The sequence below is a fragment of the Burkholderia lata genome (genome assembly GCF_000012945.1).
Classification (GTDB): domain Bacteria; phylum Pseudomonadota; class Gammaproteobacteria; order Burkholderiales; family Burkholderiaceae; genus Burkholderia; species Burkholderia lata.
In genome coordinates this window covers 3,285,171-3,307,052 of sequence record NC_007510.1, presented here as the reverse complement: position 1 = coordinate 3,307,052, position 21,882 = coordinate 3,285,171, and the positions used below count along the sequence as shown (strand labels likewise).

General features: G+C 67.0%; 15 protein-coding genes. 8 read left to right on the top strand and 7 right to left on the bottom strand.

Annotated elements, in window-relative coordinates:
- Window positions 1-6: 6 nt before the first annotated feature.
- From BCEP18194_RS20960 to nagE, 6 genes are all read left to right on the top strand, one after another.
- Window positions 7-3,213: an error-prone DNA polymerase gene (locus BCEP18194_RS20960; RefSeq protein ID WP_011353258.1), complete on the top strand. Its 3,207-nt coding sequence runs from the start codon at window positions 7-9 to the stop codon at window positions 3,211-3,213.
- 326 nt (window positions 3,214-3,539) lie between these two features.
- Window positions 3,540-4,274 carry a GntR family transcriptional regulator gene (locus tag BCEP18194_RS20955; protein WP_011353257.1) on the top strand — a complete coding sequence of 245 codons (735 nt, stop codon included), beginning with the start codon at window positions 3,540-3,542 and terminating at the stop codon, window positions 4,272-4,274.
- A 98-nt stretch (window positions 4,275-4,372) separates the two neighbouring features.
- Window positions 4,373-5,476 carry an N-acetylglucosamine-6-phosphate deacetylase gene (nagA, locus tag BCEP18194_RS20950; RefSeq protein ID WP_041492962.1) on the top strand — a complete coding sequence of 368 codons (1,104 nt, stop codon included), beginning with the start codon at window positions 4,373-4,375 and terminating at the stop codon, window positions 5,474-5,476.
- Window positions 5,469-6,476 (top strand): SIS domain-containing protein, encoded by a 1,008-nt coding sequence (locus BCEP18194_RS20945; RefSeq protein WP_011353255.1) that lies wholly within the window; start codon window positions 5,469-5,471, stop codon window positions 6,474-6,476. The genes nagA and BCEP18194_RS20945 overlap by 8 nt, the downstream gene beginning before the upstream one ends.
- 15 nt (window positions 6,477-6,491) lie before the next feature.
- Window positions 6,492-9,074 carry a phosphoenolpyruvate--protein phosphotransferase gene (gene ptsP / locus BCEP18194_RS20940; protein WP_011353254.1) on the top strand — a complete coding sequence of 861 codons (2,583 nt, stop codon included), beginning with the start codon at window positions 6,492-6,494 and terminating at the stop codon, window positions 9,072-9,074.
- Between the two features lie 87 nt (window positions 9,075-9,161).
- Window positions 9,162-10,931 (top strand): N-acetylglucosamine-specific PTS transporter subunit IIBC, encoded by a 1,770-nt coding sequence (nagE, locus tag BCEP18194_RS20935; RefSeq protein ID WP_011353253.1) that lies wholly within the window; start codon window positions 9,162-9,164, stop codon window positions 10,929-10,931.
- A 154-nt stretch (window positions 10,932-11,085) separates the two neighbouring features.
- Here the strand turns inward: nagE and BCEP18194_RS20930 are convergent, their stop codons facing one another.
- The 6 genes from BCEP18194_RS20930 to rpoH all read right to left on the bottom strand — a co-directional run bounded on the left by BCEP18194_RS20930 (window position 11,086) and on the right by rpoH (window position 18,697).
- Complete coding sequence (locus tag BCEP18194_RS20930; RefSeq protein WP_011353252.1) at window positions 11,086-13,569, bottom strand: family 20 glycosylhydrolase; 2,484 nt, start codon at window positions 13,567-13,569, stop codon at window positions 11,086-11,088.
- Window positions 13,570-14,199: 630 nt separating this feature from the next.
- A complete protein-coding gene (cydX, locus tag BCEP18194_RS38970; RefSeq protein WP_011353251.1) occupies window positions 14,200-14,316 on the bottom strand; it encodes a cytochrome bd-I oxidase subunit CydX in 117 nt (38 codons plus the stop codon).
- A gap of 61 nt (window positions 14,317-14,377) precedes the next feature.
- Complete coding sequence (gene cydB / locus BCEP18194_RS20920) at window positions 14,378-15,514, bottom strand: cytochrome d ubiquinol oxidase subunit II (protein ID WP_011353250.1); 1,137 nt, start codon at window positions 15,512-15,514, stop codon at window positions 14,378-14,380.
- A gap of 31 nt (window positions 15,515-15,545) precedes the next feature.
- Complete coding sequence (locus BCEP18194_RS20915) at window positions 15,546-17,126, bottom strand: cytochrome ubiquinol oxidase subunit I (protein ID WP_011353249.1); 1,581 nt, start codon at window positions 17,124-17,126, stop codon at window positions 15,546-15,548.
- Window positions 17,116-17,394: a cytochrome oxidase putative small subunit CydP gene (gene cydP, locus BCEP18194_RS20910; protein WP_011353248.1), complete on the bottom strand. Its 279-nt coding sequence runs from the start codon at window positions 17,392-17,394 to the stop codon at window positions 17,116-17,118. The genes BCEP18194_RS20915 and cydP overlap by 11 nt, the downstream gene beginning before the upstream one ends.
- 367 nt (window positions 17,395-17,761) lie before the next feature.
- On the bottom strand, window positions 17,762-18,697 hold the full coding sequence (rpoH, locus tag BCEP18194_RS20905) for an RNA polymerase sigma factor RpoH (protein WP_011353247.1): 936 nt from the start codon (window positions 18,695-18,697) through the stop codon (window positions 17,762-17,764).
- Window positions 18,698-19,058: 361 nt separating this feature from the next.
- Between rpoH and pagL the strand changes: the two genes are divergently transcribed.
- Window positions 19,059-19,628, top strand: a complete 570-nt coding sequence (pagL, locus tag BCEP18194_RS20900; protein WP_011353246.1) for a lipid A 3-O-deacylase PagL — start codon at window positions 19,059-19,061, stop codon at window positions 19,626-19,628.
- Window positions 19,629-19,673: 45 nt separating this feature from the next.
- Window positions 19,674-20,057, top strand: coding sequence for a nuclear transport factor 2 family protein (locus BCEP18194_RS20895; protein ID WP_011353245.1), 384 nt, complete (start codon window positions 19,674-19,676; stop codon window positions 20,055-20,057).
- A 143-nt stretch (window positions 20,058-20,200) separates the two neighbouring features.
- On the opposite strand, the gene leuA is transcribed toward BCEP18194_RS20895, so the two are convergent.
- Window positions 20,201-21,847, bottom strand: coding sequence for a 2-isopropylmalate synthase (gene leuA, locus BCEP18194_RS20890; RefSeq protein ID WP_011353244.1), 1,647 nt, complete (start codon window positions 21,845-21,847; stop codon window positions 20,201-20,203).
- Window positions 21,848-21,882 lie beyond the last annotated feature (35 nt).

The window sequence follows — 21,882 nt, the reverse complement described above, 5'->3', positions numbered from 1 at the left end:
ACGGTCATGGTTGCGGAATTCAGCTGGCTGCCCGATTACGCGGAGTTGTTCTGCCGTTCGAACTTTTCGTTCCTGCATGGCGCGTCGCATGCGGAGGAACTGGTCGAGCGTGCGTTCGAGCTCGGCTATCGCGGGATCGCGATCACCGACGAATGCTCGCTTGCGGGCGCACCGCGCATGCACGTCGCGGCGAAGGCGAAAGGGCTGCCGCTCGTCATCGGTTCGTATTTCGACGTCACGCCGGATGAAGTCGCGCCCGGCCACGATCCGGGCCCCGGGGCGTTCGGGCTCGTGTTGCTTGCGCAGAACCGCGAGGGCTACGGCAACCTGTCTGAGCTGATCTCGTGGCGGCGGATGGCAGCGCCGAAGGGCACTTACCAGCTGACGTCGCGGATGCTGTCGGCGCCGCCTGCCGAGTTTGCGCACTTGCGCGGCATCCCTGACTGCTTCGCGATTCTCGTGCCCACGTATCCGGTGCGTGCCGACGTACTCGATGCGCAGGTCGCGTGGTTCCGCACGACGTTCGGCGAACGTGCACGGCTCGGGCTCGTGCAATTGCAGCGCGCGCTGGACGGTGCGCAGCGCGAGGAGATTCGTGCTGCGGGCGAACGGCGTGGCGTGCGCATCGTCGCACTCGGCGACGTGACGATGCACCGACGCTCGTGCAAGGAGCTGCAGGACGTGATGACGGCGATTCGCGTCGGCATGCCGGTTTCCGAGTGCGGGTATGCGCTTGCGCCGAATGCGGAACAGCATTTGCGTGGGCGGAACCGGATCGGGAATCTGTATTCGCCGGCGGAGATCGAGGAGACCTGCACGATTCTCGATACGTGCGATTTCAAACTGGACACGCTGCGCTACGAGTATCCCGACGAGATCGTGCCGAAGGGGCTCACGCCGACGAGCTATCTGGAACAGGAAACCATGGCCGGGGCGGCCACGCGCTATCCGCAAGGTGTGCCGGAGAAGGTGTCGAAGCAGATCCGGTATGAACTCGACCTGATCGCACAACTGAGCTACGAACCGTTCTTCCTGACCGTCTACGACATCGTCAAATACGCGCGCAGCCAGAACATCCTGTGCCAGGGTCGCGGCTCGGCGGCGAACTCGGTCGTCTGCTTCTGCCTCGGCATCACCGAGGTGAATCCCGAGCAGAGCACGATGCTGTTCGAGCGCTTCATCAGCGCGGAACGTGGTGAGCCGCCTGATATCGATGTCGACTTCGAGCATCAGCGCCGGGAAGAGGTGATCCAGCATATCTACGAAAAATACGGACACAACCGCGCAGCACTCGCCGCCGCCGTATCGACTTATCGCCCGCGTGGCGTGTTGCGCGAAACCGGCAAGGCGCTCGGCGTCGATCCGATGCTGGTCGATCGCGTCGCGAAAGCGCACCGCTGGTTCGACGGCAGCCGCGACCTGCTGCAGCAATTCTCGACGATCGGACTCGATCCCGAGACGCCGCTCATCCTGGCGTGGGCCCGGCTCGCCGCGCGGCTGCTGAATTTTCCGCGCCACCTGTCGCAGCACTCGGGCGGTTTCGTGATCAGCCGCGGCAAGCTCACGCGGCTCGTGCCGGTCGAGAACGCGGCGATGGACGGGCGGCGCGTGATCCAGTGGGACAAGGACGATCTCGAAGCGCTCGGGCTGATGAAGGTCGACGTGCTCGCGCTCGGCATGCTGTCGGCGCTGCATCGCGCATTCGACATGCGTACCGCGTGGCGCGGGCCGCCGGAGCCGGATGGCGAGCCGTTCACGCTGAAGCACATTCCGCAGGATGACAAGGCGACCTACGACATGATCTGTCGTGCCGACACGGTCGGCGTGTTTCAGATCGAATCACGCGCGCAGATGTCGATGCTGCCGCGCCTGCGCCCGCAGACCTACTACGACCTGGTGATCGAGGTGGCGATCGTGCGGCCGGGGCCGATCCAGGGCGGGGCGGTACACCCCTATCTGAAGCGGCGCCAGGGAATCGAAAAGGTCAGTTATCCGAAGGAGGAATTGAAGCCCGCGCTCGAACGTACATACGGCGTGCCGATCTTCCAGGAGCAGGTGATGCAGATCGCGATGATCGCGGCAGGTTTCACCCCGGGCGAAGCCGACCAGCTGCGCCGTGCGATGGCCGCGTGGAAGCGCAAGGGCAATCTCGAGCAATATCACCGCAAGATCGTCGACGGGATGCGCGAGCGCGATTACCCGCCCGACTTCGCCGAACAGATCTTCGAACAGATCAAGGGCTTCGGCGATTACGGTTTCCCTGAAAGCCACGCAGCAAGCTTCGCGAAACTCGCGTACGCCAGCAGCTGGCTCAAATGCCATGAACCGGCAATTTTCCTCGCCGCGCTGCTGAACAGCCAGCCGATGGGTTTCTACCCGCCGTCGCAACTCGTGCAGGACGCGAAGCGTCACGGCGTGCAGGTGCTGCCGATCGACGTGACGCAAAGCAACTGGGACGCCTCGCTCGAAGCACTGCCCGACCAGCCGCCTCCGCACGGCCAGCCGGCCGTGCGGCTCGGCCTGTCGCTCGTGCGCGGGCTCGGCGAAGCCGCCGCACGCCGCATCGAAGCCGCACGCACGGCGGCCGGCCCGTTCGACACCGTCGACACCCTCGCACGCCGCGCGCAGCTCGAACGCCGCGATCTCGAAGCGCTCGCCGCCGCGAACGCGCTTGCAACGCTCGCCGGCCATCGTCGCGATGCGCTGTGGCAAGCGGTTGCAGCCGCCCCCGAACGCGACCTGCTCGCGACCGCGCCGATCGACGAAGCAGAGAAGCCCGCGCTCGGCGCGCCGTCGGAAGCCGACGACATCCTCGCCGACTATCACACCACCGGCCTCACGCTGGACCGCCATCCCGTCGCGCTGCTGCGGCCCGAGCTGCGCGCGCGGCGGCTGTCGTCCGCGGCCGAATTGCACGACCGCCCCGACGGCCGGCTCGCACGCGCGTGCGGGCTCGTGACCGCGCGGCAGATGCCGGGCACTGCGAAAGGCGTGATGTTCATGACGCTCGAGGACGAAACGGGCTGCGTGAACCTGATCGTCCGGCCCGAACTGCTCGCGCGGCAGCGCCGCGAAACCCTCGATTCGCGGCTGCTTGCCGCGTCCGGCGTGTGGCAGGTCGCGAGCGACGTGAGGCATCTCGTCGTGCAGCACTTCGAGGATCTGACGCCGCTGCTCGGCGGCCTGCGCACCTCGAGTCGCGAATTCCACTGACGGCAACCGGCGCATGCCGCCGAACGCGCGGTGCCTCGCCGTCCGTGCATACCAGTCGGCTCAACTGGTCCTATTCAGGTCTCATATTCGCGCCCAAAACCTGGCTGAACCGAGTACCGGAACTGTCCCCTTGCATACCAATCCGGGTAAATCCCTATCCCGTACTTCGTTGTAAACAAAGGGTTTGTGAGGACTAAAACGCTTGCCGGGCAAGGCTTTCGGCGATTTCCGAACCACTAATACCAGTTCGTTGACTGGTATTATGGTGGTTATATAATGCCCTCACTTTCGACGGCCCGAGGTCGTCGTCCGACACCCGGAGGCACATGGAAACCGGCTGGTCCGAACTGGCGCCCGATCCCCTCAGCGACACGCCGCTCTATCTGCAGCTCGCCCGCAACCTGGCGAGCGCGATCCACGCCGGCGCGTGGCGAGCCGGCGAGGCGCTCCCGTCGGAGCGGCTACTGTCGGTGTCGGTCGGTGTATCGCGGATCACGGCCCGTCGCGCACTCGCGCTGCTGGTCGAGCAGGGGCTGATCAAGCGGGCGCGCGGGGCGGGCAGTTTCATCACGCCACGCGTCGCCGATCCGCTGTCGCGTCTCGTCGGCTTCACCGCGAAGATGCAGCAGCGCGGCTTCGTGCCCGATTCGGTGTGGCTGTCGCGCACGCTGCGCGCCGCAAACCGCGACGAGATCACGCGTCTCGGCCTCGCGCCCGGCGCGACGGTGGCGCGGCTCGAACGGCTGCGCCGCGCGGACGGCATCGTGATGGCGGTCGAGCACTCGACGCTGCCGGCCGCGGTGGTGCCCGATCCGCAGGTGCTCGGTGCGTTGCTGTACGAATACCTCGAAGCGCGCGGGATGACCGTCGTGCGCGCGCTGCAGCACTTTCGCGCGGCGAACGCCACCCACGCGATCGCGAAATGGATGGCGGTGAAGCCGGGTTCGGCCCTGCTGGTGATCACGCGGATCGGCTACGGCGCCGATCAGCGCGCGATCGAAATGAGTGAAACGTATTGCCGCGACGATTACTACGACTTCGTCGCCGAACTGAAACGCTGACGCGCGAGACTGCCCGCGCGCGACACGCGTGAAGCAACGACACGGATTTGCAAATCACGACGCGGATGCCCGCGTCACCAGATCATCAAGAGAACGTCATGCTGACTGGAAACATCCTTACCCCCGACGGCTGGATTCACGGTTCGCTCGATAGCGAGAACGGCCGCATTACGACCCTCGACGGCAAGCCCGTCGATCCCGCGAAGAACGACGCGCCTTACATCCTGCCCGGCTTCATCGACCTGCACGTGCACGGTGGTGGTGGCGCCGACGTGATGGAAGGCGGCGACGCGATCGAGACGATCGCCCGCACGCACGCGCAATTCGGCACGACGAGCCTGCTCGCGACGACGATGACCGCGCCGCGCGACGAACTGATGAAAGTCGTCGGCAACCTCGGCAGCGTCGCGCGCACCCGCACGCCGGGCGGCGCGCGCGTGCTCGGCGTGCATCTCGAAGGCCCGTACATCAACCCCGGCAAGCTCGGCGCGCAGCCCGACGCGGCCGTGTCGGCCGTGCTCGACGAAGTGCTGAAGTACCTGTCGATCGCGCCGATCCGCGTCGTCACGCTCGCGCCGGAAATCGCCGGCCACATCGAGATCATCGGCGAGATGGCCGCGCGCGGCGTGCGCGTGCAGCTCGGCCATTCGCTCGCGACCTACGACGACGCGGTGGCCGCGCTCAAGCACGGCGCATGCGGTTTCACGCACCTGTTCAACGCGATGTCGCCGCTGCATCACCGCAACCCGGGCCTGGTGGGCGCGGCGCTTGCTCACGCCGAATACGCGGAAATCATCCCCGACCTGCTGCACGTCCACCCGGGCGCGATTCGTGCGGCGCTGCGCGCGATCCCGCGCCTGTACGTCGTGACCGACAGCACGTCCGCAACGGGCATGCCCGACGGCGAATACCGGCTCGGCAGCCAGCACGTGACGAAGTGCCTTGGCGGCGTGCGTCTCGCCGACGGCACGCTCGCCGGCAGCACGCTGACGATGGACCAGGCGCTGCGCAACCTCGTGTCGCTCGGCCTGCCGATCGCCGACGTGTCGAACCGGATGTCGCGCTACGCGGCCGACTACCTCGGCGTCACCGATCGCGGCCGCCTCGAGCGCGGCGCATGGGCCGACCTCGCGGTGTTCGATCGCGACCTGAACCTCACCGCGACCTATGTCGAAGGAGAATCGATTGTCGAATATGCTTAAGGAAGCGCGCGAGTCCGCCCAGGTCGTCGCCGCGCAGATCGCCGACACCACGCGCGTCGAAGCGCTCGCCGGCCAGTTGCTCGATCACCCGCCGGCCGTCGCGCTGACGGTCGCGCGCGGCAGCTCGGATCACGCCGCGAGCTATTTCGCGAGCCTGACGATGAGCCGCCTCGGCGTGCCGGTCGCATCGCTGCCGATGTCGGTCGCGACGCTGCAGCAGGCGCCGCTGAAGGTGCAGGACCAGCTCGCGATCGCCTTCTCCCAGTCGGGCAAGAGCCCCGATCTCGTCAATACGATGGCCGCGCTGCGCGAAGCCGGCGCGCGCACCGTCGCCGCCGTGAACGTGCTGCCGTCGCCGCTCGCCGACGCATGCGAGCATCAGTTGCCGCTGCTCGCCGGCCCCGAACTGTCGGTGGCCGCGACCAAGAGCTATATCGCGATGCTGTCGCTGTCCGCGCAGATCGTTGCGTACTGGCAGCGCGACGCCGCGCTGATGACCGCGCTGCGCGGCCTGCCCGACGTGCTCGCGCAGGCCGGCCAGCTCGACTGGTCGCAGGCCGTTGCCGCGCTGGCGGGCGTCGAACGGATGATCGTGATCGGCCGCGGCCTGGGCCTCGCGATCGCGCAGGAAGCCGCGCTGAAGCTGAAGGAAACGTCCGGCATCCAGGCCGAGGCGTTCTCGAGCGCCGAAGTCCGTCACGGCCCGATGGAGCTGATCGACCGCGACTATCCGCTGCTCGTGTTCGCGCCGCCGGGGCCCGAGCAGGCCGGCCTGCTGCAGCTCGCCGCAGACATGCGCGCCCGCGGCGCCGCCGTGCTGCTCGCGGCACCCGCCGGCACGCCCGGCGCGACGCTGCCGCTTGCGCGGTCCGCCCATTCGGCGCTCGACCCGATCGCCGCCATTCTTTCGTTCTACGTGATGGCGGCGGATCTCGCCGTCGCGCGCGGCCGCAATCCCGACACGCCGCGCCACCTGAACAAAGTCACCGAAACGCACTGATAGCCGAGACAGCCGATGAGACGCGCCGAGGAGTCCCAGTTGAAGAGCCCCACCCACGATCAGATCGTCCTGCTTGCCCCGTTGACGGGGCCGATCGTCGCGCTGGCCGACGTGCCCGATCCGGTGTTCTCCGGCGGGATGTTCGGCGACGGCATCGGCATCGACCCGCTCGCGGGCCGGCTCGTCGCGCCGTGCGCGGGCGTCGTGTCGCATCTCGCGCGCACGGGCCATGCCGTGACGATCACGACGCCGCACGGCGCGGAAGTGCTGCTGCACATCGGCATCGACACGGTCGAGCTGAACGGGCAGGGCTTCATCGCGCACGTCGAGGCTGGTGCACGCGTCGAGGCCGGCACGCTGCTGATCGAGTTCGACCAGGACGCGGTGGCGCGCAGCGCGCATTCGCTCGTGTCGGTGATCGCGATCGCGAACTCGGATGCGTTCGAGGTTGTCGATCGCGCGAGCGGCTTCGCGACGGCCGGCGAGACGCCGCTGCTCGTGTTGCGCGGCAAGGGCGAAGCGGCCGTGCAGGCGGCACAAACCGGCGCGGCGGCGCAGAACGAAGTGCGCCGTGAAATCGTGCTGGCACAACCGGGCGGCCTGCATGCGCGGCCGGCCGCGCGGGCACGTGAAGCCGTACGCGGGTTCGACGCGACCGTCGACGTGCTGTTCGACGGCCGCAAGGCGTCGATCGCGAGCGTCGTCGGCCTGCTCGGCCTCGGCGCCGGCGAAGGCGCGACGGTCGAACTGGTCGGCCGTGGCGCGCACGCGCAGCAGGCCGTCGATGCAGTCGAGCACGAGCTGCTGCGCGAAGCGCACGGTGAAGTCGAAGAAAAGCCGGCACGGCTGAAGTCGCCCGCGCCGCAGATGGTCGCGCGCAACGTCGGCGTGCCGATCGACCCGAACACGCTCGCGGGCGTGTGCGCGGCGCCCGGCATCGCGGTCGGCACGCTGGTGCGTCTCGACGATGCGGAAATCGTGCCGCCCGAGCAGGCCTCCGGCACGCCGGCTGCGGAAAGCCGCCAGCTCGACCAGGCGCTGAAGGCCGTCGACGGCGAGCTCGACGAAACGGTGCGCAACGCATCGGCGCGTGGCGCGGTCGGCGAAGCAGGCATTTTCGCGGTGCACCGCGTGCTGCTGGAAGACCCGACGCTGATCGACGCGGCGCGCGACCTGATCAGCCTCGGCAAGAGCGCGGGCTTCGCATGGCGCGCGACGATCCGCACGCAGATCGACACGCTGTCGAAGCTTGACGATGCGCTGCTCGCCGAACGTGCGGCCGACCTGCGCGACATCGAGAAGCGCGTGCTGCGCGCGCTCGGCCACACGAACGGTGCCGCGCGTGCGCTGCCCGACGAAGCGGTGCTCGCGGCCGAGGAATTCACGCCGTCCGACCTGTCGTCGCTCGATCGCCAGCGCGTGACCGCGCTCGTGATGGCGCGCGGCGGCGCGACGTCGCACGCGGCGATCATCGCGCGGCAGCTCGGCATTCCGGCGCTGGTTGCGGTCGGCGATGCGCTGTACGCGATTCCGGACGGCACGCAGGTTGTCGTCGATGCGAGCGCGGGCCGGCTCGAACACGCGCCGACCGCGCTCGACGTCGAGCGCGCGCGGCACGAGCGCCAGCGCCTGGACGGCGTGCGCGAGGCGAACCGGCAACTGGCCGGTGAAGCCGCCTCGACCGTCGACGGCCGCGCGATCGAGGTCGCCGCGAACATCGCGACGCTCGACGATGCGAACACCGCGGTCGACAACGGCGCCGATGCAGTCGGCCTGCTGCGCACCGAGCTGATGTTCATCCATCGCCAGGCCGCGCCGACGGTCGTCGAACACCAGCAGAGCTACCAGTCGATCGTCGACGCGTTGCAGGGCCGCACGGCGATCATCCGCACGCTCGACGTCGGCGCCGACAAGGAAGTCGACTACCTGACGCTGCCGCCCGAACCGAACCCGGCGCTCGGCCTGCGCGGCATCCGTCTCGCGCAGGTGCGCCCCGATCTGCTCGACGATCAATTGCAGGGCCTGCTCGCGGTGAAGCCGCTCGGCGCGGTGCGCATCCTGCTGCCGATGGTCACCGATGCGGGTGAGCTCGTGCGGCTGCGCAAGCGCATCGACGAATTCGCCCGCGCGCAGGGCCGCACCGAGCCGATCGAAGTCGGCGTGATGATCGAGGTGCCGTCGGCCGCGCTGCTGGCCGACCAGCTCGCGCAGCACGCGGACTTCCTGTCGATCGGCACCAACGACCTGACGCAATACACGCTCGCGATGGACCGCTGCCAGGCCGATCTCGCTGCGCAATCCGACGGCCTGCATCCGGCCGTGCTGCGCCTGATCGACATCGCGGTGCGCGGCGCCGCGAAGCACGGCAAGTGGGTGGGCGTGTGCGGCGCGCTCGGCGGCGATCCGCTCGCGGTGCCGGTGCTGGTGGGCCTCGGCGTGACCGAGCTGTCGGTCGACCCCGTATCGGTGCCGGGCATCAAGGCGCGTGTGCGCCGTCTCGATTACCAGTTGTGCCGTCAGCGCGCGCAGGATCTGCTCGCGCTCGATTCGGCACAGGCGGTAAGGGCAGCAAGCCGCGAGGTCTGGCCGCTCGACTGAGCGTCGACGGCAGGTTCGCGACCGGTTTCAAGACGAAAGCAATTAGGTCAACGACGATTAATGACGAGACAAGGATTGGAGGACTGAATGAACGGGAATCCGTTTCTGAAAATACAGGGCCTGGGCCGGGCACTGATGCTACCGATCGCGGTACTGCCGGTTGCCGGCATCCTGCTGCGACTCGGCCAGCCGGACGTGTTCAACATCAAGATGATCGCCGACGCCGGCGGCGCGATTTTCGACAACCTGCCGCTGCTGTTCGCGATCGGCGTGGCGGTCGGTTTCGCGAAGGACAACAACGGCGTCGCGGCGCTCGCGGGCGCGATCGGTTACCTGATCGAAACCGCGATCATGAAGGACATCGATCCCAAGCTGAACATGGGCGTGCTGTCCGGGATCATCGCGGGTGTGGTCGCGGGCCTGCTGTACAACCGCTATAAAGACATCAAGCTGCCGGACTACCTCGCGTTCTTCGGCGGCAAACGGTTCGTACCGATCATCACGGGGCTGGTCTGCGTGATACTCGGCATCGCGTTCGGATACGTCTGGCAGCCGGTCCAGCATCTGATCGACGCGGCCGGCCAGTGGCTGACGACGGCGGGCGCGATCGGTGCGTTCGTGTTCGGCTTCCTGAACCGCCTGCTGCTCGTCACGGGCCTGCACCACATCCTCAACTCGCTCGCATGGTTCGTGTTCGGCAACTTCACGCCGCCCGCCGGCGGCGAGATCGTGCACGGCGACCTGCACCGCTTCTTCGCGGGCGACCCGACCGCGGGCACCTTCATGGCCGGCTTCTTCCCGATCATGATGTTCGGCCTGCCGGCGGCGTGTCTGGCGATGCTGCACGAAGCGCCGAAGGAACGCCGCGCGATGGTCGGCGGCCTGCTGCTGTCGATGGCGCTGACGTCGTTCCTGACCGGCGTGACCGAGCCGATCGAATTCAGCTTCATGTTCCTCGCACCGGTGCTGTACGTGATCCACGCGGTGCTGACGGGGCTGTCGCTCGCGATCTGCCAGATCCTCGGCGTGAAGCTCGGCTTCACGTTCTCGGCCGGTGCGATCGACTACGTGCTGAACTACGGGCTGTCGACGAAGGGCTGGATCGCGATTCCGCTTGGCATCGCGTACGGCGCCGCGTACTACGGGCTGTTCCGCTTCTTCATCCGCAAGTTCAACATGGCCACGCCGGGCCGTGAGCCGGCATCGGCCGATGCGGCTGCTGAATCGTACGCATCGGGCGGCTTCGTTGCGCCGGCTGCCGGCGCCGCTGCGGTTGCCGCAGCACCGCGCGCGCAGCGCTATATCGCCGCGCTCGGCGGGGCAGGCAACCTGTCGGTCGTCGACGCGTGCACGACGCGCCTGCGCCTGACCGTCGTCGATCCGGAGAAGGTTTCGGAGCCGGAACTGAAATCGATCGGCGCGCGCGGCGTGCTCAAGCGCGGCGGCAACAGCGTGCAGGTGATCATCGGGCCCGAGGCCGACATCATTGCCGACGAGATGCGTGCCGCCATCGGCAGCGGTGCGGCAGGCGCAGCATCGACGGCGACGGCCGCCGCCGCGCAGCCCGTCACGGGCGCGGCCGCCGGCCCGCTCGATCCGGAGCCGACGCGCTGGCTCGCGGTGTTCGGCGGCGCGACCAACGTCGCGTCGCTCGATGCGGTTGCGACCACGCGCCTGCGTGTGGTCGTACGCGATCCGTCGGCGGTCGATCGCGATCGTCTCGGTGCGCTCGACGTCGCGTGGGTGTCGCTCGACACGTTCCACATCGTCTGCGGCAACGCGGCGGCACGCTATGCCGAGCAGCTCGGCGCGCGCCTGCCGCCGTCGGGCAGCGGGGCGGCCGTACAACCGGCCTGATGCGATGAAGCCAGCCTGATCCGCAATGCGGGTTCGGGCCGGCCGGCAAAACGAAAACGGCTTGCGATGCGTCGCAAGCCGTTTTTCTTTGGTGCGGGCAATGGAGGGTGCGATGCGCCCGCCTGCATCGCGCATCGCCTGGTCGCTCAGCCGTTCACGGATTCGTCAGCGTGAAGGTCGGCTTCCGGTAGCCGACGCCGGCCCGGTCGAGCTTCGGCAGTTCGCGTTGCGTGAGCAGCGTCGCGAAGCCGGCCCAGTCGCGCTGCAGCGCGGCCGTGTCGACATGATGCGTGTCGCCGCGCTTGAAGCGCACGCCGGCCGCATACGGCAGCTCCCAGTCGGCCCGGTGCCACGCGCGCTCGGCGAGCGCGAGCAGCCGCGGATAGGCCATGTACTCGAGGAAGGTGTCGTTGCGCATCACCTCGCCCCACGCCTGCCCCTGCATGCCTTCGATGCGCGGCGCGGGGCCCGTGCCCGTCACCTCGAACGTGTTGCCGTCACGGTCGCCCATCACTTCGGCGTTCTGCGGCAGGTTCTCGGGCGCGAGCGAGAACACCTTGTACTCGTCCGTCGCGTGCGAGCCCCAGTAGTAGCCGCGCTCGCGCGGGTTGAGCGTGTACGGGAAGTCGAAATACAGGTAGTCGGGCAGGGCCAGCACCGTCAGGTAGCCCTTGCCGCTCAGGTCGCGTGCGCTATCCGATGCCCCCCAGAAGATCGTGTCCCACAGCGACACCATCACGTGGCGCGTGCTGAAGTCCTGCGGCCCGTTCGCATGCTTGATGCCGTCCTGCCATGCGGCCATCGTGTCGATCCCGTTCGCGTTGACCGCCGCGCTCACCTGTTGCGCGAAACGCGTCGGCAGCTCGTCGATCGACTTGATCTCGCCGCGCTGGAGCAGTGCCGTGCACGCGGGCGAACGCGCCCACGGCTTGTCCTGCGCGGCGAGATCGATGCGCCCCTTGTTCGGATCGGTACCGTTCAGCGGCTGGAAGCCCGCGCCGAGGAAGATGTTCTTCGCCTCGTCGCCGCCGTAATGCCAGGTGTGCAGCGGCGCCTGCGCGTCCGCATGCATCGCGGCGATCTCGCGGATCACCTTCGACGCGAAATTGAGCGCGCCCGGCACGCACGGGTTCAGGTCGCTGCGCCGGTCGTAGAACTGCACCGTCGTCAGGTTCGACGTGTCCTGCGGATCGAGCAGCCGGTATGCGTTCGCTTCCTGCTCGCGGCCGGCCGCATGCAGCCGCTGGTAACGTGCTTCCATCGTCACGACGGCCGCGCGTGCATGCGCGGGCATGTCGATCTCGGGGATGATCTCGACGAAATGCGCGGCCGCGTAGCGCACCAGCGACACGTAGTCATCACGCGTCAGGTAGCCTCCGCCCGAGCGGTTGTCGGGGCCGGAGCCGAGCTGCGGCAGCAGGCAGCGCGTCTCGCTCGGATCGTGGCAGCGGCGTCCCCCGATCCCGGTCAGTTCGGGCAGGCCGGGAATCTCGATGCGCCAGCCCTCGTCGTCGGACAGGTGCAGGTGCAGGCGATTGAGCTTGTATGCGCTCATCTGGTCGATCAGGCGGCGCAGCGTCGCCGGGTGCTTGAAGTTACGGGCGAGATCGACGTGCATCCCGCGATGCGTGAAGCGCGGTGCATCTTCGACGAGCATCGCCGGGATCGGGCCGCCGCCGGCGGGGGCGAGCGAGTAGAGCGTCTGTACGCCGTAGTAGAGGCCGGCGCGATCGTAGCCTTCGATCAGCACGCCGCGCGGCCCGATCGCGAGCCGGTAGCCGCCCGGCGTCGCGATATCGGCCGGCAGCCGGCGCGGCGCGACGGCACCACGCACCGGCACGCGCGCGCCGTCGAGCCCGAGTGTCGTCGCGCGCTCGCGCAGCGCCGCGACTTGAGCGTCCGGCAGATCGGGCAACGCGAGCTCGACGCCGCGCAGGTCGAGCATGCCGGGCAGCGGCTGCTCGCGCTTCACGCTCGGCAGCGCGCGGCTCGCATCGGGTCGTGCGGCCACGGGCGGCGCATTGCCGGTCGAGTTGTTCTGCGCGTCGGCCGGCAGCGATTCGACGTAGCGCAGCTCGTCGTCGGTGTCGTTGTAGCGGAGCACGGCGGGCGGCGCGCCATCGACGACCACGTACGGGCGCGGGATCACGTCGCTGTACCGCAGCAACCAGTATTCGGCGACGAACGGCAGCTCGATGCGCTCGCCCGGTGCCAGCCGCACCGAGCCCGGTTGCGGCGTCAGTTCGTACAGGTCGCCGGTGAGCCGCCGCAGCGCGAAGCCGGGGCGGTCGATCCGCAGCAGGCGGCGGATGCTGTGCAGGTAGAGCTTCCAGCCGCCGTCGGCGATCGCCTGGTGGCCGCGGTTCTGCAGGATCAGGCGGCCCGTCGCGCAGGCCGCGCCGTCGGCGCCGAGATCGGCGCACGGCACGCCGGCCGCGGCCGCGTGATTGTTGTCGACGGCGACGCGCAGCGCGAGGCCGTTCGACAGCCGCGCCGCGAGATCGGCCGGCGGCACGGGTGGACGGACGGCGCCGGCCGTCGCGGCCGCCGCGCTCGACGCGGGCAGCGCGCCGTGCGCGACCGGCGACAGTGCCGCGATCAGCAGGCCGGCAAACAGGGTGGACAAGGTTCTGTTCATGCGGACTCCTGAGAAAAAAGGGGGCATAGCGGCGTCACGGGATGACGTCGCTGCGAGCGGGTCTTTCAACGGAGCTGCGGGGACAACAGGGTGCGCGGGCGATGCGGCTGCCCTGCGCGCAGTCGGCACGCGGGCGCGTGTGTTACGGAACGGGTGGCGGGCAGGCGTGCCGGTCGGATCGGCGCGGGCGGGTGCGCGTCTTCATCGGCGGCGCACGGCAGCTGCGGCTGCGGCTGCGGATGCCGACGCTGACGCTGACGCCGACGCTGACGCCGACGCCGACGCCGTGGCGGCGCGCCCGTTGGCCAATGCGCGCGCGTGACCTACGCGGTCGATGACGGCAACGCTCGCCGGCGATGCACAACCGACCGCCGCACGCCGACGACGAGATAGCGCGCACGCGCGCGCCTCATACGGGATTCGCATGTCTCCCCCACCCAGAAGGATTCGGCCTGTCTGCGGCCGTGTCCAAAGATCTTATGAAACCTTTTATTGGTATTCAAGTGGTATCAATCTGGCGCTAAATTGGCATCGATGTGACGGGCCTGTCCGGCCGGCCGGGGCGAAAAAAAACCTCGCCTGAGGCGAGGTTCCTTCCGGACGGTAGCGGCGCGATCGGCCGCACACGCATCAGTCGTGGCGAACGCGTGCTTCCTGCGTCTTCTGCCGCGCTTCGAGCCACATCGCATTGACGATGCCGAACGACAGCGCGACGCCGATACCGAGAATCCAGCTGAAATACCACATGATCCGACTCCTTGCGAAACGGTGGGCGAGGGCGCGTGCGCACCCCGCCCGGTTCAAAGCATCAATACATCGAATGCTTGTTCTCTTCGAGCACTTCGCGCGTGACCTTGCCGCGCATCACGCGATACACCCAGCTCGTGTAGAGCAGGATGAGCGGCAGGAACACGATCACCGCGAACAGCATCACCTGCAGCGTCATGTGGCTCGACGTCGAATCCCACACGGTCAGGCTGCTGCGCGGGTCGAGCGACGACGGCATGATGAACGGGAACATCGAGAAGCCGGCAGTCAGGATCACGCCGGTGATCATCAGGCCCGTGCAGAAGAACGCCGTCTTCTCCTGCTTCGAACCGGCGAGCAGCAGCGCGATCAGGCCACCCGCGATCGCGACGACGGGCGCCGCGATCATCCACGGGAATTCGCTGTAGTTCGCGAGCCACAGGCCCGAGCCGGCGGCGACGTCCTTGAGCAGCGGGTTCGCGACGGTGTCGGTCGGCGCGGCGTGCGTGATGTGGAAGCCACCGATATAAGACGCGACCAGCACGCCGGCCAGGATGAACAGCACGACCGCGAGGAACGACGCCGCCCGCAATGCGACCGACGCGCGGCGCGCGATCACGCCTTCCGTCTTCATCTTGATGAAGGCCGCGCCGTGCGCGACGAGCATCGTGAGGCTGACGAGCCCGCACAGCAGCGCGAACGGGTTCAGCAGCGCCCAGAAGCTGCCGTAGTAGGTCACGCGCAGGTCGCTGTCGAACTTGAACGGCACGCCTTGCAGCAGGTTGCCGAACGCGACGCCGAACACGAGCGCCGGCACGAAGCCGCCGACGAACAGGCCCCAGTCCCAGCCCGCGCGCCAGCGCGGGTCGGGCCGCTTGCTGCGGTAGTCGAAGCCCACCGGCCGGAAGAACAACGCGAACAGCACGAGCAGCATCGCGAAGTAGAAGCCGGAGAACGACGCCGCGTAGACGAGCGGCCAGGCCGCGAACATCGCGCCGCCGGCCGTGATCAGCCACACCTGGTTGCCTTCCCACGTCGCGCCGACGGTGTTGACGATGATGCGGCGTTCCTCGTCGGTCTTGCCGAGGAACGGCAGCAGCGCGGTCGCGCCCATGTCGAAGCCGTCGGTGACGGCGAAGCCGATCAGCAGCACGCCGACGAGCAGCCACCAGATCAGCTTGAGAGTTGCATAGTCCATAGCGATTCCTTGTTCCGTTTCAGGTGCGTGCTCACGCCGGGGCGCGCTCGCTGGCGGCCGCGATTTCGTGGTGATAGCGGCCGGTATGCAGCGACGACGGGCCGAGGCGCGCGTACTTGAACATCAGCTTGATCTCGATGACGAACAGCGCGGTATAGAACAGGATGAAGCCCGCGAGACTCAGGTACAGGTCGCTCGGCTGCAGGCTCGACGCGGACAGGTGCGTCGGCAGCACGCCGGCGATCGTCCACGGCTGGCGGCCGAGCTCGGCGACGATCCAGCCGAATTCGATCGCGATCCACGGCAGCGGGATCGCCCACACCGCATAGCGGAGGAACCAGCGGCGGTTGTCCTGCAGCAGCTCGCGGCGCGCGCAGAACCAGAACGCGGCAATGAACGTGGCGACGAACAGGAAGCCGAGAGCCACCATGATCCGGAACGAGAAGAACACGGGCGCGACCGGCGGGATCGTCTTCTTCGCGGCGGCCTTGATTTGCTCAGGCGTCGCGTCGACCACGTTCGGCGTGAACTGCTTGAGCATCAGCCCGTAGCCGAGATACTGCTTGTGCTGGTCGAACAGCGCGCGCGTTGCGTCGCTCGTGTCGCCCTGCTTGATCTTCTGCAGCGCGCCGTACGCGACCATCCCGCTCTGGATGTGCTCCTCGCTGTGCTTCGCGAGCTCGCGCAGGCCGATCACCGGTTCGTCGATCGAGCGCGTCGCGATCAGGCCGAGCGCGTACGGGATCTTGATCGCGTAGTCGGTGCGCTGTTCTTCCTGGTTCGGAATGCCGATCAGCGTGAACGAGGCGGGTGCCGGCTGCGTTTCCCATTCGGATTCGATCGCGGCGAGCTTCATCTTCTGCACTTCGCCCGTCGTATAACCCGATTCGTCGCCGAGCACGATCACGCAGAGCGTCGCCGCGAGGCCGAAGCCGGCCGCGACCGCGAACGAACGCAGCGCGAAGTCGACGTCGCGCTTCTTCAGCAGGTACCACGACGACACGCCGAGCACGAACATCGCCGCCGACACGTAGCCGGCCGACACGGTGTGCACGAACTTCACCTGCGCGACCGGGTTGAACAGCACGTCGAACAGGCTCGTCATCTCCATGCGCATCGTCTGGTAGTTGAACTCGGCGCCGACCGGGTTGTTCATCCAGCCGTTCGCGACGAGGATCCACAGCGCGGACAGGTTCGAGCCGAGCGCGACGAGGAACGTGACCATCAGGTGCTTGACCTTCGACAGGCGGTTCCAGCCGAAGAAGAACAGGCCGACGAACGTCGATTCGAGGAAGAACGCCATCAGGCCTTCGACCGCGAGCGGCACGCCGAAGATGTCGCCGACATAGTGCGAGTAGTACGACCAGTTCGTGCCGAACTGGAATTCGAGCGTGATGCCGGTGGTCACGCCCATCGCGAAGTTGATGCCGAACAGCTTGCCCCAGAACTGGGTCATGTCCTTGTAGACCTGTTTGCCGGTCATCACGTAAACCGCTTCCATGATGACGAGCAGCCAGGACAGGCCGAGTGTCAGCGGCACGAACAGGAAGTGGTAGAGCGCCGTGATGCCGAACTGCAGACGTGACAGATCGACGACTTCACTACTTATCATGGTGGTCTCCCTCGGTAGATGCAGGCGCCGGTACCGAAAGCAGTTTCTCGGCGACGGCGGCAGGCGGCAACGACATGTGCTCGGCCTGCGGATGATTGAAGAATGCGTATTTGAGCGACATCAGGAGGATCAGCTTGACGATCAGCACCAGGGTGATGTCGCGAGCGAGGGTCGGGCCGCGTGCCCACGCGGCGATGCGTGCGCGCCAGCCGATCGTACCGGCCGGCCGCGGGGGAGGCGGCGCAGGCTCTTTATTGATCGAGATCAAGGCGATTATCCTGAATCGATTTAAGTCTGATTTGGGGCGACTTTACGTCGGATTTATGACGGCCGTGAAGCTGTTTTAATCCTTTTGCGCCTGACATGCCAATTTTAAAAGGACGGCTTTCGGATGCCGAGTGCTGCGCTGCGGCAGACCGTCGCGAAACACGGGCCGAAACTTGAGGCAGATCAAGGTTATGCGGAAGGGGCCCGCAAACTGCGTATTACCTGACGAATCAGGTCAATTAATCGGCGCAGAAGCGAGTGATGAAGCGAGCGGAGAAGCGAATGAAATGCAGGAGAAAATACGGGCGAAAAAAAACCGCTGCCGGTCGGGCAGCGGTTTTTGATGAAGCGCTCTAAATCGCAGCGATTTACGCGTATTCGGCGAGGGCAGTGCGCATCTTTTTCATGGCGCTCGCTTCGATCTGGCGGATGCGTTCCGCCGACACACCGAACTCGGCAGCGAGATCGTGCAGCGTCGAGCCGCCCGAGCCGTCGTCGTCGACGTGCAGCCAGCGCGCCTCGATGATGCGGCGGCTGCGCGCGTCGAGTGCGTCGAGTGCTTGCGCGATGCCGTCCGTCTGCAGCGTGTCGCGCTGACGCGCGGCGAGCACGGCGGTCGGCTCGTTGTGCGAGTCGGCCAGGTAGGCGATCGGCGCGTACGACTCCTCGCCGTCTTCGACCTGCCCTTCGAGCGCGATGTCGCCGCCCGACAGGCGCGTTTCCATTTCGGTCACGTCTTCGCGCTTGACGTTGAGTTCCTTCGCGAGGCCGTCGATTTCCTCGGGCGTCATCGCCTGCAGGCCCTTCTTGTGGCTGCGCAGGTTGAAGAACAGCTTGCGCTGCGCCTTCGTCGTCGCGACCTTCACCGTGCGCCAGTTGCGCAGGATGTACTCGTGAATCTCGGCCTTGATCCAGTGGATCGCGTACGACACGAGACGCACGTTCTGGGCCGGATCGAAGCGCTTCACGGCCTTCATCAGGCCGATGTTGCCTTCCTGGATCAAGTCGCCGTGCGGCAGGCCGTAGCCGAGATAGTTGCGCGAGATCGACACGACGAGCCGCAGGTGCGACAGCACGAGGCGGCGTGCCGAGTCGAGGTTGTTGCCTTCGCGGAATTCGGTCGCGTACTGGCGTTCCTCTTCGACCGTCAGCAGCGGAATGCGATTGACGGCCTGGATATACGCGTCGATGTTGCCAAGCTGGCCCGGCAACATCGATTGAGCTGCGAGCGCCAGCGAGCCTGCCGATGCGGCCTTGGCCGGCGTCGGGCTCAGGGTGTTCGGGAGGGTCAGGGCGTTGCTCACTAAAAAAACTCCTTTGGAATCAGGGACAAACCCCCGGTCTTGAATGAAATTCCGTGGGCCATCTTAGCACTCCCGCAAGACGAGTGCTAATTCCTTAGAGCTTGCGTGGGCATCGGAGTTCCCACTTTTTCTATCGAGCGTGTCGAGTCGATAGTCTAATCTGCGACAGAGGGAGCGAGGCGAAGTTCCGTAAGCCGTTGTTTCTGATGGTAATCAGTAGACGATTTCAATTTTTGTCGTTTTGGAAGGAAGCCATTTCGCTTTGTGATGCCGATCCGAAAAGTCCTTTACCATACCATTCAGTTCGCTTGAGCCGGCCGAAGCGGCGGGCTCCATTCAACCCACAAAGTTGGAGTGACAGATGAACAATAAGAAGAATCGCCGGCCCCGCAGCCGGCTTGCGCTGCACGCGATGCTGGCGGCGTCCCTTCTGGGCGGATCGGGTGCGGCATGCGCGGATCGATGGGGGATTCAGGCGGGCGGCGGTTTTTCGGATCGCCACGGGGTCGACAAGGCCGATCTCGGCGTGGTGTGGGATCCGGGCTGGAACTGGTGGGAAATCGGCGGCTGGCACTTCGCGTTCGTCGTGGAAGGGCACGCCGGCTACTGGCACACGGGCGGCAACGTGCACAGCAGCATTGGCGAATTCGGCGTGACGCCGATGTTCCGCTTCATCAAGAGCGCCGGGGAGATCCGCCCGTTCATCGAGGCCGGCGGCGGCGTCAGGCTGCTGACGCACCCGACGATTTCGGATCGCTTCTCGATGGGGACCGCGTTCCAGTTCGCGCCGACGGCGGGGGTGGGCGTGCAGTTCGGCCAACGGCAACAGTATCAGGTCGGCTACCGTTTTGAACATGTGTCTAACGCGGGTATCAAAGAGCCGAATCCTGGTATAAATTTCCACCAGTTCTACTTGCAGTACAACTTCTGATCCGCATGCCCGCGCACGGCGTGCGCGTTGCCGAGGAGTCAGGCGATGGCGAAGGTGGTCGATGCGATCCGCGCGCTCGAGCGCGATCGGTTCCGGGCGATGGTGGACGGGGACGGCGAGGCGCTCGACGCGCTTTTGTCGGACAAGGTGTTCTTCGTGCACACCAACGGCAAACGCGAAACCAAGCAGCAGTTCATCGACGCCATCGTCGCCGGCCGCCGCCGCTATCGCCAGATCGAAATCCAGTCGCAGGACGTGCTGCCCGTCGGCGATGAAACCTGCATCGTCACCGGGCGCGCGTTGATCGAGATGGAAACGAACAACGGCGGCCTGGTCTTCCCGATTGCCTATACCTCCGTCCACACCCACGAACAGGGCCGCTGGAGCCTGTTCGCGTGGCAGGCGACGCGGTGCGCGACCGAGACATGAGCGCGCGTGGCGCTCCTTTTCATGTCCCGACCGAAGCGGCCTTCTGGGCCGCTTTTTGCTGCCTCGTGCGGCGCGGATCGCGCGGCGCACGGGCGGTCACGCTCCGCTCGCTGACGTTTGAACCCTGAAACGGAGCCCGGCGCTCAGGCCGCCGCGCGATGATCCGCGCAGTGCCAGGCCGAGCGGTTGATCGCGCTGACGACGGCATCGAGTGCGGCGCTCGCCGCATCGGCGTGCAGGCCGACGCCGTGCCGCAGCGGCGCATCGCCGACCCGGCAGCCGACCGATACCGCGATCCGCCCGTCCGTCGTGCGGGCGTGTTCGCACGACGCGACGTCGATCGCCGCGCCGGCGGCCGCCGCGAACGCCGCGGCCAAACGTCGCACGGCCTCGTCGGGCGTCGTATCGGCCACGGGCGCTGCCGCGATCTCGCGGTTCTGCCAGCGCGCGCCGTTGCCGTGGCGCGTGGCCGGCCCGTCGGTATCGAAGAATTCGCGCGCGAACAGCGCGCAGATCGCGTCGCCCGTCACTTCCTCGCCGGACGCGTCGGCGAGCGTCTGCACCGCGTGGCTGAATTCGATCTGCACGCGGCGCGTCGGCGTGAAGCCCATCCCGCGTTCGAGCAGGAACGTCGCGCCGCCCTTGCCGGACTGGCTGTTCACGCGGATCACCGCGTCATAGCTGCGGCCGAGGTCGGCCGGGTCGATCGGCAGGTACGGCACTTCCCAGGCCGCGTCGGGGCGCTGCTGCGCGAAGCCCTTGCGGATCGCGTCCTGGTGCGAACCCGAGAATGCGGTGAACACGAGGTCGCCCGCGTACGGATGGCGCGGATGTACCGGAATCTGGTTGCAGCGCTCGACGACGCGGCGCACGGCGTCGATGTCGGAGAAATCGAGGCCCGGATCGATGCCCTGCGTGTAGAGATTCAGCGCGAGCGTGACGAGATCGACGTTGCCGGTGCGCTCGCCATTGCCGAACAGGCAGCCTTCGATGCGGTCGGCACCCGCGAGCAGCGCGAGTTCGGCTGCCGCGACCGCGGTGCCGCGATCGTTGTGCGGATGCACGGACAGCACGATGCTGTCGCGATACGCGAGGTTGCGGTCCATCCACTCGATCTGGTCGGCGAATACGTTCGGGCCCGCGGCTTCGACGGTGGCCGGCAGGTTGACGATCATCTTGTGATCGCGGGTCGGGCGCCAGGTCTGCGCGACGGCGTCGCAGATTTCGCGCGCGAACGTCAGCTCGGTCATGCTGAAGGTTTCCGGCGAGTACTGGAGGGTCCACTGCGTGTCGGGGCGCGCGGCGCAGTGTTCCTTGATGATGCGCGTGCCGTCGATCGCGAGCGCCTTCACGTCGGCCTTCGACATCCCGAACACGATGCGGCGGAACGACGGGCAGACTGCGTTGTACAGGTGCACGATCGCGCGCGGCACGCCTTCGAGCGCGTCGAACGTGCGGGCGATCAGGTCTTCGCGCGCCTGCACGAGCACTTCGATCGTCACGTCGTCGGGAATCCGCTTGTCGTCGATCAGCTTGCGGACGAAATCGAAGTCGGTTTGCGACGCCGACGGAAAACCGACTTCGATCTCCTTGAACCCGATCGCGACCAGCATCTCGAAGAATTCGAGCTTCTGCTCGATGCTCATCGGCTCGATCAGCGACTGGTTGCCGTCGCGCAGGTCGGTGCTCATCCAGACGGGTGCGCGCTCGATGGTGCGCGACGGCCATTTGCGGCCATTGAGGCGGACGGGCTCGAACGGACGGTACTTGTCTTGCGGATTGCGCTGCATCTTCTGGACCTCGGGTCTCAAGTCGCGAGCGAAGA

What these genes read in the sequence shown, in the direction of transcription:
- pagL (WP_011353246.1), top strand. Translation starts at nt 19,059, where the DNA reads ATGAACAATAAGAAGAATCGCCGGCCCCGCAGCCGGCTTGCGCTGCAC.
- BCEP18194_RS20955 (WP_011353257.1), top strand. Translation starts at nt 3,540, where the DNA reads ATGGAAACCGGCTGGTCCGAACTGGCGCCCGATCCCCTCAGCGACACG.
- BCEP18194_RS20915 (WP_011353249.1), bottom strand. Translation starts at nt 17,126, where the DNA reads ATGATAAGTAGTGAAGTCGTCGATCTGTCACGTCTGCAGTTCGGCATC.
- BCEP18194_RS20945 (WP_011353255.1), top strand. Translation starts at nt 5,469, where the DNA reads ATGCTTAAGGAAGCGCGCGAGTCCGCCCAGGTCGTCGCCGCGCAGATC.
- leuA (WP_011353244.1), bottom strand. Translation starts at nt 21,847, where the DNA reads ATGCAGCGCAATCCGCAAGACAAGTACCGTCCGTTCGAGCCCGTCCGC.
- cydB (WP_011353250.1), bottom strand. Translation starts at nt 15,514, where the DNA reads ATGGACTATGCAACTCTCAAGCTGATCTGGTGGCTGCTCGTCGGCGTG.
- BCEP18194_RS20895 (WP_011353245.1), top strand. Translation starts at nt 19,674, where the DNA reads ATGGCGAAGGTGGTCGATGCGATCCGCGCGCTCGAGCGCGATCGGTTC.
- BCEP18194_RS20930 (WP_011353252.1), bottom strand. Translation starts at nt 13,569, where the DNA reads ATGAACAGAACCTTGTCCACCCTGTTTGCCGGCCTGCTGATCGCGGCA.
- nagE (WP_011353253.1), top strand. Translation starts at nt 9,162, where the DNA reads ATGAACGGGAATCCGTTTCTGAAAATACAGGGCCTGGGCCGGGCACTG.
- cydX (WP_011353251.1), bottom strand. Translation starts at nt 14,316, where the DNA reads ATGTGGTATTTCAGCTGGATTCTCGGTATCGGCGTCGCGCTGTCGTTC.
- nagA (WP_041492962.1), top strand. Translation starts at nt 4,373, where the DNA reads ATGCTGACTGGAAACATCCTTACCCCCGACGGCTGGATTCACGGTTCG.
- ptsP (WP_011353254.1), top strand. Translation starts at nt 6,492, where the DNA reads ATGAGACGCGCCGAGGAGTCCCAGTTGAAGAGCCCCACCCACGATCAG.
- BCEP18194_RS20960 (WP_011353258.1), top strand. Translation starts at nt 7, where the DNA reads ATGGTTGCGGAATTCAGCTGGCTGCCCGATTACGCGGAGTTGTTCTGC.